Raw genomic sequence first — 12,942 nt, forward strand, 5'->3', positions numbered from 1 at the left:
ATCGCTAAATTGACAGCTCGTTTTGACCTGGAAGATAAAGTTTCTAAAAAGTTAAAACGAATTCATAAAGGGTTCCAAATGGTCGAAAAAAAGGTGAAAACCATTAATCGACAAATCAAAATCAGTATTAAGGCAGAGGACCAAGCCTTTTACAGATTGAGGAAGATCAATGACTATATTGTTTTGAAATTCGCAAAATCACTTGAAGTTAAAGTGGTTCTTGATGATCAGGCTACTGCCGGGCTTAATGTTATTGAGCATAAGCTGAAACGGCTTCCGAAAGAAAGAAACATTACTGTAAATCTAATTGAACATGTAACAGATGCTTATAAAAAAATAAGAAAAATGTTGAGCGGAAATCAGTTTTCAGTCGGTCTTTTCGTCAATAATCAAATCACCCCAGCTACAAAACGAATATTGGGATATTTGCAAAAGAACCTTAAAAACGGGTATTCAGTTAAATTAAAAGTGATTGATGAAATAACAAAAACCGTTAATCGAATTACAGCCCTTTTAGGAGATTTTGAAAAAACATATACAGTTAAATTAAAAGTGATTGATGAAATAACAAAAACCGTTAATCGAATTACAGCCCTTTTAAAAGATTTTGAAAAAACATATACAGTTAATATTATCGCTAAAGAAAAATTAACTGCTGATAAGATCAACGAGAAGAAACCGGAAGAGAAAAAGAACTGGTTTATGCAAACATTAGAAGACTTCGGAACAGCTTTTAAAGATAAAGTGATAGAAAAGATTCTTGACTCGTTATTTGAAAAAATTCCTTGGTTTAAAAAAAATGATAATGAAGAAAATACCCCAAATCATGCGCCTGGGAATACGCAGAGTAACGAGAAAGTTGATAAACGCAACACCGGGCAGAGATGCTGTTGCTGCTGCTGTGGGTGCGGAGGTAATAGCTCTGGAAGCAAAACCAACAAAAGATATAAAAAAAGAAAAAGTCCGACAAGTGCAAGGACTTCAGGACGAACACTGAGAGTTCCAGGCGAGGTATTACGAAGACGTCAGAGCGGTGCATCAGGAGAAAATGCCACAAGCGGAAGGAATTCTGGTTCTAAGTTCAGAAACTGGCTCGGAAGCATGAGGTCCACTGCCACCGACTCATCAAAATGGGGGAAAGTTTTAAAGCCTTTAAAAGGTTTGGGGAAATTCGCGAAAGGTATCCCCCTTTTGGGAACAGCATTAGCGGCAACCGATTTGCTCGGGATGAACAAAGAAAATGCAGGTGAGAAAGTTGGTTCTTTCGCCGGGAATCTTGGTGGAGCTGCGGCAGGCGGAGCCGCGGGAGCCGCTATTGGTTCTGTTGTCCCTGTTGTCGGCACTGCTGTTGGCGGCGTTGTCGGTAGTATTGCAGGCGGTATAGGGGGTTCTGATTTAGGATCCTCTATTGGCAAATGGTTTGATGATGGCGGCGCTTCAAAAGCATGGGATGGAATTGTAGACGGTGCAGGAAATGCCGTCGATTGGATCGAGGATACTTGGTCTGATTTTTCGGATTGGTTTATGGATAATGTCTGGACCCCTGTTAGTGATTGGGCCGGAGATAAGATTGATAAGATCACTGACAAATTCGAGGATGCTAAGAAATGGCTAACTGATACCTGGAATGACGTATCATCCTGGTTTGTGGATAACGTGTGGACACCTATTTATAACACGGCAGTTCCGATCATAAATTTAGTAGTAGGTGCCTTTTTATTTGCCTGGGATGGTATCCAAGCTCTTTGGAAGATTGTTTCAACTTGGTTCATGGATAATGTCTGGAATCCATTAGTTGACGGTGTCACTGATGCTGCTGATTGGATTTGGACAAAAATAAATGACGCCTGGACTTGGATCTCAGACACATGGTCCACTGTATCAACTTGGTTCATGGATAATGTCTGGAATCCGATTAGTAATGCAGTGGCAACTGTTGCCGGATGGATCCAAGCACATATTGATTATGCGCGAATCTGGATCCAATTAAAATGGCTTCAGGTGGCAACTTGGTTTTATGACAATGTCTGGAACCCAATCAGTACAGCTGTTAGTAACGTAGCAAATTGGATTTGGACGAAGATCAACGAAGCATGGACTTTTATTTCAGAATTATGGTCTACAGTCTCAACTTGGTTTATGGAAAATGTGTGGACGCCGGTAAGTGATGCTGTCACTAATGCAGCAAACTGGATTTGGACAAAACTTAACGAAGCATGGACGTGGATATCTGACAAGTGGAGTGCAGTTTCGACATGGTTCAGTGAAAATGTTTGGAACCCAATTGTCTCAAAAGTGGAAGATGCCAAAAAATCCATTTCGGAAAAATTTGAGTCAGCTATAACAGCAGTTAAAGACGCTTGGAAAGGTATTGAGGATTGGTTCCAAAAAAATGTGGGTGATCCGTTAGGGGGAATAGCTGACGGAATTAAGACGAAGTTTGAAGATACCTTCTGGTGGGTCATTAAGCTAAAAGGATTAGCTGACGCCGGAGGGGAGATCATAGGCAATCTTATAGGGAGAGGTGAGGAAGCTACTGGATTAACAACAAAGAAATCCGGTAAGTCTTCATCTGGTAAAAATTCTAGCGGTGGAGGAGGAATTGCTGGTCTTGTCCAGTCTCAGTCATCAGCGCCAACAAGTATTTTTCCTAAACAAAAAAGCGTTCTTGAAACTGAAACGAACGCGACGGGCGGCTATATTACGAAACCAACCATTTCATGGATTGGTGAAGCGGGTAAAGAGTTTGTGATCCCTGTTGATAACAACAAAGGCCGTGGTAAAATGCTTCTTTCTCAGGCAGCTTCAAAACTGGGGATGAGTGTTGTTGACGACATGGCTTCTGCTTCATCCGCAGGCGGAGAATCAGCAGTTTCTCCATTAGCCGGCGCAGCATCAGTCACTGCTACAGTATCTCCTACAGTTGATACTTCGAGTCTTAATGAACAGGCTTCTTCTTTCGGCCAACAGTTCACTCGGGGTTTTGATCAAGGTATTGAGGATAAAGTTGTTTCGATGTCCACTTGGAAACAGAAAAACGTTGGTCAGCCTATGAATAATTTGATTTCCTACTCTCCGAATTACGGAAAACAGGTGGTCAATGGTTATGCTAATGGTCAGAACAGCACAGCAACCGGAACAGACGGCTTTTTACAATCAAAAGTCAAAACACCGTTCCAAGCTACTGTAAACAAATCCTCCTCATGGGGAAGCAGTACAATCAAAGGATTTACTTCAGGACAAAATAGTTCCCAAACCGGTACTGATCAATATGTAAATACACATGTGAATAAGCCGTTTTTGCGATCTAAAGAATCATCAAACGGCTGGGGAACCGGCATGATCGGGAATTTTGTTTCAGGCATGACTTCAAAGGCAAGTGAAGTCCATGAAGCCGCCAAGGAACTCGCGAAAAAAGTTGAGACGGCTTTCCGTGAAGAATTAGATATCCATTCGCCTTCTCGAGTTATGATGAGTCTCGGTCGCTTTGCATCTGTCGGGGTAGTAAAAGGATTGGATTCTGTCGATGTGAAAAAATACGCTGAAAAGCAAGCCGGTTCACTTGCAGCTGCTTATTCCGGAATGGGTGCAGTAGGGGGAAATGTGAAGCAGTGGCTTATGGCTGCAATGATGGCCACAAAGACACCTTTAAGCTGGCTTCCAGGATTGATGACGATTGCTCAGTATGAATCAGGAGGCAACCCGAACTCTATTAACCTGTGGGATAGCAACGCGAAGGCGGGAAATCCATCACAAGGACTCATGCAGACAGTCCCGACTACATTTAATGCTCATAAAGCACCGGGCATGGGTAACATCAAAAATCCGATTCACAACGCTGCTGCCGCTATCGGCTATATCAAAAGCAGATACGGCTCAATTGATAATGTACCTGGCATTAAAAGCCTGAAACGTGGCGGTCCCTATGTTGGTTATGCCAACGGCGGACTGATCACAAAAGAACAAATCGCCCGTGTCGGTGAAGGAAACAAGCGGGAATGGATCATTCCGGAGGAGCGAGGCATACGCGGCCGCTACCTCCTTCAGAGAGCAGCGCAAGCTCTGGGTATGGAAGTGACAGATCCGTCTCAATCCCAGCAGTCTGAGCTTTCTTCAGGCCAAGTCTCCGCTGTTACTTCGGCAAGCCGGCCAACGACAGCGGTATCCGGATCAAAAGAAATTTATATTCAATTTAATGGTGACCAGCACTTCCATAATGGACAAGACGCCGAAAGTCTTGCAGCGAAAATCAAGCAGGCGCTTATAGACGAACTGCAAAAGGATATCAATATTGGAACGAAGGGAGTCGTTGCATTTGACTAAATCCGTATATGAATTTTGGATTTCACAAGGGAAGGACAAGCTGCGGCTCCCCGTACTTCCCGACCAGCTGAATATTTCAAATACGGTTCAGAATGAGACGGTTAAAGTAGCTAAGTTCGGTGACCTTACATTTATTGACGAACAGGGAGCGAAAGAAATTTCGTTCTCTTCGTTTTTTCCGAAGAAATACAGCCCGATAGCTGAATATCAAAACTTCCCGTCGCCGGAAAACGCGATAACAAAAATTGAAAAATGGATGAAGGCCAAAAAACCGGTCCAGTTTTTGATTACGGGAACTAAAGTGAACCTGACTTGCAGTGTTGAAGGTTTTTCCTATAGCGAAGGCCAGCAGGATATCGGTGATCGCTCGTTTGATATTCAATTAAAAGAATACAAAACCGCTTCCCCCCGAAAAATCAAGCAAAAGAAAAAAACAAAGGCAAAACGTCCGTCAAAGGCCTCTCCGAAAACCTATACAGTGAAAAAGGGAGACACGCTTTGGGACATTGCCGGCCGATTTTACGGGAACAGTACGCAATGGCGCAAAATTTGGAACGCCAATAAAACAGCAATGATTAAACGAAGCAAACGAAATATCAGGCAGCCGGGCCACTGGATTTTTCCCGGTCAAAAATTAAAGATACCGCAATGAAGCAGGTGATGTATGATGATAGAATTGTTCGTCATTAAAGATACAGAATGGCTTGAGCTGGTAGCGGAAAGCGTGTCGCTGGAGGGGCACCGATATCAAGCGCCGCGGTCCATAGAAGCGACCATCGTCATTAAACAGGGCGACCAGAAATATTACAGCGTCACAGAAGGAGATACCGTTTTGTTTAAGTGGAAGGGAAAAGAGCTTTTCCGCGGGATCGTCTTCGCCCGAACGCCTGATGAACATACGCTTGCCTTCAGTGCGTACGATATGCTGCAATATCTGGTCAAAAATCAGGATGTGTACGTGTTTTCCAATCAGCGTGCTGACCAGATGATCAGGAGGATCGCCAATGATTTTCAAATTCCGACAACCTCTATTGCGAACACAAGTCATACGATCAAAAGCCTTGTGATTAAAAATGATACGAGCCTGTACGACATCATATTGAAGGCTTTAAAACAGACAAAGAGCCAGACGGGACGGAATTATCAGCTGTATTCAGAAAAAGGAAAGCTCGGTCTGCGCGCTTGGCCAGATCCGTCGGAGGTATGGGTGCTGGAAACCGGCGTCAATATTACGGGCTACCAATACAGCACGTCTATAAATGATACCGCTACACGAGTCGTGCTGCGCCGCCAGAAGGATAATAAGACGTATAAAGTGTCTGCCAAGGACAGTTCAGGCTTAAACAAATACGGCGTGCTTCAATATACGGAGACCGTAACAGACGAAATTAACCAGGCGCAGCTTCAGCAGAGGGCTGACGTACGCCTTGCTGAAAAAAAGGGCGTAAAAAAAGAACTGAAAAATATTCAGGCCATCGGCATTCCAGAAGTGCAGAGCGGCTTGCCTGTCTATATATCCATTCCGGAGGCAGGGATTAAGAAAATCTACTGGGTAGATACAGACCGGCATGAGTTTAAAGGAACGAAACATACGATGACCATTGATGTTGTCGAAAAGAATACGATGCCGGAAGGGGTTTCCTGATGAGACTGAGTGAAGCCATCAAACATTTGGCCGTCGGTGCGGTTGATGCTGAATCTCCGGTGGAGCTGCTCCCAGCTGAGGTGGTTTCGGTTTCTCCTGTTGAAATCAAATTAAAAGAAAACAGCAAACTGATTATACCGGCTGACGCCCTCATCATTCCAAAACGGATGCAGTCCGGAGGAGATGATGCACTCGAGCTGGGGGATCGCGTCATGACTGCAGCTCTGACAGGCGGACAATCGTTTTTTATTTTAGATAAACTGTAAACAAAACCGCTTCGGACGAAGTGGTTTTTTATTTAGCATGTATAAAAGGAGTGGGCATCATGGCCCTGACACCAGAAGTGGAGTTTGAGGATATTGAAGATGACGGCGAAGTCATTGAAACCTCGCAAACCTACAAAATAGATTTTGAAAACGGAAGAATTACAAATGAGCTGATTACCGGGCTTGAAGCAATCAGACAGTTTGTGTATATCGCCTTACAAACTGAACGATATGCGTATTCAGTTTACAGCCATAATGTCGGAAATGAGCTTCAGGACGTGCTTACAGATCATGAGACGACTGATGCCTACAAAAAAATGGAGATTCCTAGGCTCATAGAGGAGGCACTTGTTTATGATGACCGGATTTCCGCTGTAACAGACTTTGAGATAGAAAAACAAGGCGATGCATTTCATGTTTCCTTTGTAGTCGAGACAGATGAAGGATCGCTTGAGATTGAGGAGGTGATTGGCGAAGATGTTTGAGGACCAGACCTTTGAAGATATTATGGAGCGTATGCTGAACAGCATCTCCGCAGATATTGACACGAGAGAAGGCAGTGTTATTTATAACGCATTAGCCCCGGCGGCAGCCGAGCTTGCGAAGTCGTATATATGGCTTGATACCGTGCTTGAGCTTGTGTTTTCTGATACTGCGCAAGGAGAGTTTTTGGACCGGCGCGCTGCGGAAGCGGGGATTGAACGGACAGCTGCCACAAAGGCCGTGAGAGCAGGGGAGTTCACAGCTGGCGTCAGAATTCCTGAAGGCTCCCGCTTCTATGTGGACAATCTTTATTTTCAATATACAGGAGACGGGACACTTGTCTGTGAAACGCCGGGAGAAGCAGGAAACGCCAATCTGACCGGACGCAATCTGTTGTCACTGGATACCATCCCGGGATTGGAAAAAGCGATTGTCAAAGAGATTCTGATTCCGGGGCGTGAAGAAGAAGGAGATGACAGCTTAAGAGAACGGTATTTTACGAGGGTTCGGCGTGAGGCTGTCAGCGCCAATAAAATGCATTATAAAGAGTGGGCTGAAGAAGTGGACGGTGTTGGAAAGGCAAAGATCTTCCCGCTTTGGAACGGAGACGGGACGGTTAAAATTGTCGTCACGAATGCTAACCTTGAACCGGCTTCTGAAATCTTAATTCAAAAAGTGAAAGACTATATTGATCCTGAGCCCGGTCAGGGCGAGGGGCAGGCGCCAATCGGAGCCGTTGTCACAGTGGAAAGCGCGGTCTGGAAGGAAGTTGAGATTTCTGCCGAAGTGCTTCCGGAAGTCAATCACTCGATTGATGAAGTAAAGACAGAAATTCAAGAAGGCGTTTTAAATCTCTTTAAGAAAATGGCATTCGAAGATAACATTATCCGCCTTTCTCAAATTAATAACATCGTCTATAATTCGCCATCTGTCAGTGATTATTCAAATATTAAAATCAACGGCACTTCCGAAAATTTAGTGCTGAGCGACGTAGAAATCCCTAAGCTTGGGCAGGTGAATATCATTGAGCAAACAAGATGACATGATTTCATATCTGCCGCCGTTTCTCACCAGCTTAAAAGAAATGTCGGAGCTGCTGAAAGCGGAAGCACCTGAGTTTGATCAGCAAAATAACAGCATATTTGATCTGACAGACCAGTTATTTGTGCCAACAGCAACATGGGGGCTTAGCCGCTGGGAAAAGATTTTAAACGTGCCGCGGGAATCTGGAGACACCGATGAAATCAGGCGATTACGGCTCATTTCGAAGATGTCGAACATCCCGCCGATCACCTACAGGGCCATTGAGCAGGCGGTGAACCGTTTCTTAAAAAAACCGTCGGCACAAGTCCGCCTGCTGCCCGGTGAATACCGATTTAATGTAGACATCAATATTGATGATCTCCAGCACATGAATGAGCTGATCGAAGCATTGGAAAACATGAAGCCGGCACATCTGGCCTATACGCTCAGAGGCGGATTGAATGAGACGCTCCAAATAAAGGACAGAGTCATCCTGAATCACCGAAGATACCGAACAGTCAGTGAGCTGAAGGTCGGTTATTCTGTCACTCTTAACAATAATGAGGTGGTCTTAACTTGATTTCAACCATATACAGAGAACGTACAGCTGCCGATCTCAAAAGCAGGATTCATCACGTGCTGCTTAACGGCCAAGAAACAGAAATAGTGGAGCTCACCATTGAAGGAGCAACAGTGACCGTTCTGACAAAACGTGAGGAAGACATCAAACATATAGAAACGGTACAAATTTTTGACGAACTGGGCAACATCATTACAGAAAGAGAAACAGACCTGGACGTCAGTGAAAACAGAACACTCGATTTCAGATTTACCTTTGAGGTGGTGTAAACATGGCATACGAAGAAAAAACAGACTGGCTCCCGGACGACCCAATCAACGAAGACGACGTCAACCGCTGGGAAAAAGGCATAAAAGACGCCCACACAGACCTGGCTGCCCACAAAAACGACATGAACAACCCCCACAACACAACAAAGGCGCAAGTCGGGCTGGGGAATGTTGATAATGTGCAGCAAGCGGCGAAGAAGGATTTTGATGAACATGAGCAAGATCAGGTGCGGCATATTACGCATGAAGAACGGGTTAGATGGAATGGTGCGCAGCTTTCGAAAATTACGAAAGACGATGGATCGATCCTTATTAACATCAGTAAAAGTTATGACTTTCATAGTGTTGCCTTAGGGCAGAACAAGACTTTTACTTTTTATATTTCGAGTGATGCGAAAAATGCGCCTTCTCAATCGGTTCATGGTATTTACTTGCATTCCTCTTCGACGGCTGGAGAAGCAATGGCCATGGCTGAAGATGGTGGCTTTTGGAGAAAGTCTTTAGTTAACGGAATCTGGTCTGACTGGATAAAATATGAAACGGAAGAAGACTCAATAAAAAGAGTGGCTGCTCATTCTGATAATAAAGATATACATGTAACAAAAGGCGATAAAGACAAATGGGATGCAGGACAGTTCTATAAAATAACGCAAGACAACGGCAAGGTATTTTATAAAAGTAGCAGTGAGACAACGGATTATAATGAACTGACTGCTACTGGAATGTATCTGATATACAATGCTGGATTGAATGGACCAGGCTTGATCCAATGCTTTCTTCTAGTAATGAGCTATGGGAATACGCTCGTTCAAACTGCGTACGATGCTTCAAATGGTTTGAAAACTTTCTATCGAATCCGAAAAAATGATTCTATCACATGGACATCTTGGATTGATATAGAAACTACAGAGGGAGCTCAAAGGAAAGTCGATGCTCACGCCAAACTTACTGATATACATGTAACTAAGACTGAAAAAGAAAAATGGAATGCCAGTCAACTTTTCAAAATAACCGCCGATAATGGTACACAAAAAATAAATTTAACTTCTGGCTCATTTTATGATTCCCTAAAAGATGTTGGTTCCGTTTCTTTCTATGGAACAAATGCTGTAACAGATAGCCCTTCAAAGACAAGCTTGCGCGGTATGCAGTTAGTAGGACAGCCGGGAATAGGCATTGGGTACGCTGTAGACGTAGAAGGTAATGCATGGTGGTTTTACTATAATGCTAACAACACTGCAATCAATTGGTATCCTATCGAATCTACAGCAGGAGCGCAATCTAAGGTAGATGCACATGCAAATCAAACAGATATCCACGTAATAAAATCTGATAAAGACAAATGGAATAATGCACAACTATATCCATTAACAACAGAGAATGGTCAACGAATTAAGATTGATAATGGAAAGAATCTTTTTGATTACCCAACTGGCTTATATTTCGGTGCAGGGGTTGTGAATCATCCAGGTGATGATGAAGCAGCTTGGTACTATTATGATATTACAGATGTTCAAGCTGACCTCGCTCCGCCTCAAGGGTTAAGGAAAATTGTCGCTACTAGATCTTACGATAATCAAACATGGATTGGAATTTTTCATAAAGAGGGCAATTTTTTAGGATGGAAGCGTCTTATTACTAATGAGGATTTTGAATCGGTAACATGGCAAAACGTCACACTAAAAAATGGCGCTGCTACTGGAGACAGACCGTTTCAATACGCAAAGTGGGGAAATCTGCTTCTATTACGTGGCCATATCACAGCAAATCGTGAAGTTGTATGTGGAACAATTCCGTCTGAGAGATTGCCAGAAAACGGTGCAGTTGTAAATGTCCCTGTTTCAGGAACGACTGGTTATTCTAAGTTATTTATCCATACAAGTGGAGATATGAAATTGTCAGGTATTCATTCGAATAATAACAGCAATGTAACTGGTTACTACATGGATAATGTAATTGCATTAAATTAGGGAGGTTGAAAACTTGATACAAGTCTTTAGATATGATGAAGATTTTATGTTTGTTGAGCCTGTCTTGGTGATTGAAGTTGACGAGAAAGGCAATTATATCATTCCTGCTGATTGCACTACCGTTGCGCTGCCGGATTCTCCTTCTCTGTTCAAACCAAAGTTTGATGCAGATAAACAGGAATGGACTGAGGCAGCTACACAGGAAGAGATTGATGCGGTTTTAAGTTCAGTGGGAGAAGAAGTCTCTGTAGTTGAACTTTTGAAGCAGCAAAATGCGGCGCTTTCTTTGCAGATTGCTAAGACAGAGAAGGAAAATGAAGAAAGACGTATGAGGGAAGCAGAGCAGGCTTTTGTCATTGCCCAGATGCAAAAACAAATACAAGAATTGAAGGGAGCAAATTAAATGGCTAGGTATCCAGAAGTAGCTGACATAAAGCAATTTTATATGTGGAAATGCTATACGGATGAAAAAGTTCAAGAATACGTTAGGATTGAATGGATCACAAAAGAGCAATATAAAGAAATTACCGGAAAGGATTACTAATTCCCAGCAATCCCGAGGAGACGAACGAACTTATTGTGACTTAATAAGGAAGGATAAACGCTTAATAGGCGTTTTTTTATTTTGCCTCAAAGGAGGTGAACAAGATGAAGTAAAAGGAGGGCGTACCGGTGTCACAACCGACGGAGGTACCTGATGTTAATGTCTTTCAGCAGGATTTAGCAGACATAAAAGGTGAACAAAAAGCGCTCGAACAGAGAGTTTCCGCATTGGAACGCGTGTCTGACCGGCAGGATCAGCAAATCATGACGCTGAACGAAAAATTAAACAAAATTGAAGAAAATACAACATGGATTAAGCGCACCATCACTGGTGCCATCATTACAGCAGTGTGCACAGGGATCATTGGCGGAGCGATCGCCATTATGTACAACCTGCTGCAGCATTAAGGGGGATTATCATGAAAACGTATGATAAAGGCACGGTCACTAGGACGGTGCTTCTTTTGCTTGCGCTCATCAACCAGAGCATGCTGATGTTTGGCAAATCACCATTGGACATACAGGAAGAGCAGGTGAATCAGCTTGCAGATGCTCTGTATTCAGCAGGATCAGTGATCTTCACAATTGGGACAACACTAGCAGCTTGGTTTAAAAACAACTATGTAACAGAAAAAGGGAAAAAGCAACGCGACTTGTTAAAGGAAAATAATCTGACGAAATAAGGAGAGATGAAAATGGTTAACATTATTCAAGATTTTATTCCGGTCGGTGCAAATAACCGTCCAGGCTACGCGATGACACCTCTTTATATTACCGTGCACAATACAGCGAACACGGCAGCAGGCGCCGATGCCCAAGCGCATGCCCGCTATTTGAAAAACCCTGATACGACAACAAGCTGGCATTTTACAGTTGATGATACAGAGATTTATCAGCATCTGCCGTTAAATGAAAACGGCTGGCATGCAGGAGACGGGAATGGAAGCGGCAATCGGGCTTCTATTGGGATTGAAATTTGTGAAAATGCGGATGGTGACTTTGCACAAGCAACAGCTAATGCCCAGTGGCTGATCAAAACATTGATGGATGAACACGGTATCAGCCTCGCTAACGTCGTGCCTCACAAATATTGGTCAGGGAAGGAATGCCCTCGCAAACTGTTGGATACGTGGGACTCGTTTAAAGCGGGAATTGGCGGTGGCGGAAGCCAAACTTACGTCGTAAAAAAAGGTGACACACTTACATCCATAGCGAGAGCGTTCGGTGTCACTGTTGCTCAGCTGCAAGAGTGGAACAACATCGAAGATCCGAATCTCATTCAGGTTGGTCAAGTGTTAATTGTAAGTGCTCCTTCGTCCGCTGCAGAGCCAGAACTCTATCCGCTTCCTGACGGTATCATTCAGCTGACAACACCATATACCTCAGGCGAACACGTCTTTCAGGTGCAACGAGCGCTGGCGGCTCTCTACTTTTATCCTGATAAAGGAGCTGTGAACAACGGAATCGACGGCATTTACGGGCCGAAAACAGCAGACGCGGTTGCGCGTTTTCAGTCTGTTAACGGTCTACCCGCTGACGGTATCTACGGACCTGCGACAAAAGCGAAGATCGCAGCTCAAGTTAGCTGATGAAAGAACCTAAATATCCCGGAGTTGCTCCGGGATTTATTTTTTCTTCTTCAATTTTTTTAAAATTCCTGCACTCCGCTCCCTCACCCGAAGCGAATACCCGGAAAAGCCAAACCTCCCGTAATCAATAACCTTCACACGCCGCACCAATTTTTTCACTGTATCACCTGACATTATCCTCTGTTTGTTTTATTATATGTAGCCCCTTAAGAAAAGGAATAAGGACAAGAGCTGTTTCTCTTGTCCTTTTA

The 12,942-nt window shown here is 43.6% G+C and carries 15 protein-coding genes; 14 read left to right on the top strand and 1 reads right to left on the bottom strand.

The window, feature by feature from the left end; all coding sequences use genetic code 11:
* The first annotated feature begins 9 nt into the window (after positions 1–9).
* From P3L57_RS06870 to P3L57_RS06935, 14 genes are all read left to right on the top strand, one after another.
* Positions 10–4,323, top strand: coding sequence for a transglycosylase SLT domain-containing protein (locus P3L57_RS06870; RefSeq protein ID WP_069486427.1), 4,314 nt, complete (start codon positions 10–12; stop codon positions 4,321–4,323).
* Complete coding sequence (locus tag P3L57_RS06875; protein ID WP_044156239.1) at positions 4,316–4,975, top strand: LysM peptidoglycan-binding domain-containing protein; 660 nt, start codon at positions 4,316–4,318, stop codon at positions 4,973–4,975. Before P3L57_RS06870 ends, P3L57_RS06875 begins: the two co-directional genes overlap by 8 nt.
* 15 nt (positions 4,976–4,990) lie before the next feature.
* Positions 4,991–5,968: an XkdQ/YqbQ family protein gene (locus P3L57_RS06880; protein WP_069486428.1), complete on the top strand. Its 978-nt coding sequence runs from the start codon at positions 4,991–4,993 to the stop codon at positions 5,966–5,968.
* Positions 5,968–6,234: a DUF2577 family protein gene (locus P3L57_RS06885; RefSeq protein ID WP_024121076.1), complete on the top strand. Its 267-nt coding sequence runs from the start codon at positions 5,968–5,970 to the stop codon at positions 6,232–6,234. Before P3L57_RS06880 ends, P3L57_RS06885 begins: the two co-directional genes overlap by 1 nt.
* 59 nt (positions 6,235–6,293) lie before the next feature.
* Entirely contained in the window at positions 6,294–6,719 is a 426-nt protein-coding gene (locus P3L57_RS06890) for a DUF2634 domain-containing protein (protein WP_024121077.1), read from the top strand.
* The gene (locus P3L57_RS06895) at positions 6,712–7,758 is read left to right on the top strand and encodes a baseplate J/gp47 family protein (protein WP_044156236.1); all 1,047 of its coding nucleotides are present in this window, start codon (positions 6,712–6,714) and stop codon (positions 7,756–7,758) included. The genes P3L57_RS06890 and P3L57_RS06895 overlap by 8 nt, the downstream gene beginning before the upstream one ends.
* Positions 7,742–8,320, top strand: a complete 579-nt coding sequence (locus P3L57_RS06900) for a YmfQ family protein (RefSeq protein WP_277617514.1) — start codon at positions 7,742–7,744, stop codon at positions 8,318–8,320. Before P3L57_RS06895 ends, P3L57_RS06900 begins: the two co-directional genes overlap by 17 nt.
* Positions 8,317–8,589, top strand: a complete 273-nt coding sequence (locus P3L57_RS06905) for a hypothetical protein (RefSeq protein WP_044156234.1) — start codon at positions 8,317–8,319, stop codon at positions 8,587–8,589. The genes P3L57_RS06900 and P3L57_RS06905 overlap by 4 nt, the downstream gene beginning before the upstream one ends.
* Before the next feature lie 2 nt (positions 8,590–8,591).
* Positions 8,592–10,559, top strand: a complete 1,968-nt coding sequence (locus P3L57_RS06910; RefSeq protein ID WP_069486429.1) for a pyocin knob domain-containing protein — start codon at positions 8,592–8,594, stop codon at positions 10,557–10,559.
* 13 nt (positions 10,560–10,572) lie between these two features.
* A complete protein-coding gene (locus P3L57_RS06915) occupies positions 10,573–10,962 on the top strand; it encodes a hypothetical protein (protein ID WP_059336104.1) in 390 nt (129 codons plus the stop codon).
* Positions 10,963–11,103 (top strand): XkdX family protein, encoded by a 141-nt coding sequence (locus P3L57_RS06920; protein WP_059336103.1) that lies wholly within the window; start codon positions 10,963–10,965, stop codon positions 11,101–11,103.
* A gap of 128 nt (positions 11,104–11,231) precedes the next feature.
* Positions 11,232–11,510: a hemolysin XhlA family protein gene (locus P3L57_RS06925; protein ID WP_059336102.1), complete on the top strand. Its 279-nt coding sequence runs from the start codon at positions 11,232–11,234 to the stop codon at positions 11,508–11,510.
* 11 nt (positions 11,511–11,521) lie between these two features.
* On the top strand, positions 11,522–11,785 hold the full coding sequence (locus tag P3L57_RS06930) for a phage holin (protein WP_024121086.1): 264 nt from the start codon (positions 11,522–11,524) through the stop codon (positions 11,783–11,785).
* 12 nt (positions 11,786–11,797) lie between these two features.
* Positions 11,798–12,691: an N-acetylmuramoyl-L-alanine amidase gene (locus P3L57_RS06935; RefSeq protein ID WP_059336101.1), complete on the top strand. Its 894-nt coding sequence runs from the start codon at positions 11,798–11,800 to the stop codon at positions 12,689–12,691.
* Between the two features lie 36 nt (positions 12,692–12,727).
* Here the strand turns inward: P3L57_RS06935 and spoIISC are convergent, their stop codons facing one another.
* Positions 12,728–12,865 (bottom strand): three component toxin-antitoxin-antitoxin system antitoxin SpoIISC, encoded by a 138-nt coding sequence (gene spoIISC / locus P3L57_RS06940; RefSeq protein ID WP_125825426.1) that lies wholly within the window; start codon positions 12,863–12,865, stop codon positions 12,728–12,730.
* Positions 12,866–12,942 lie beyond the last annotated feature (77 nt).

This window comes from Bacillus sp. B28 (assembly GCF_029536185.1).
GTDB classification, from domain to species: domain Bacteria; phylum Bacillota; class Bacilli; order Bacillales; family Bacillaceae; genus Bacillus; species Bacillus halotolerans.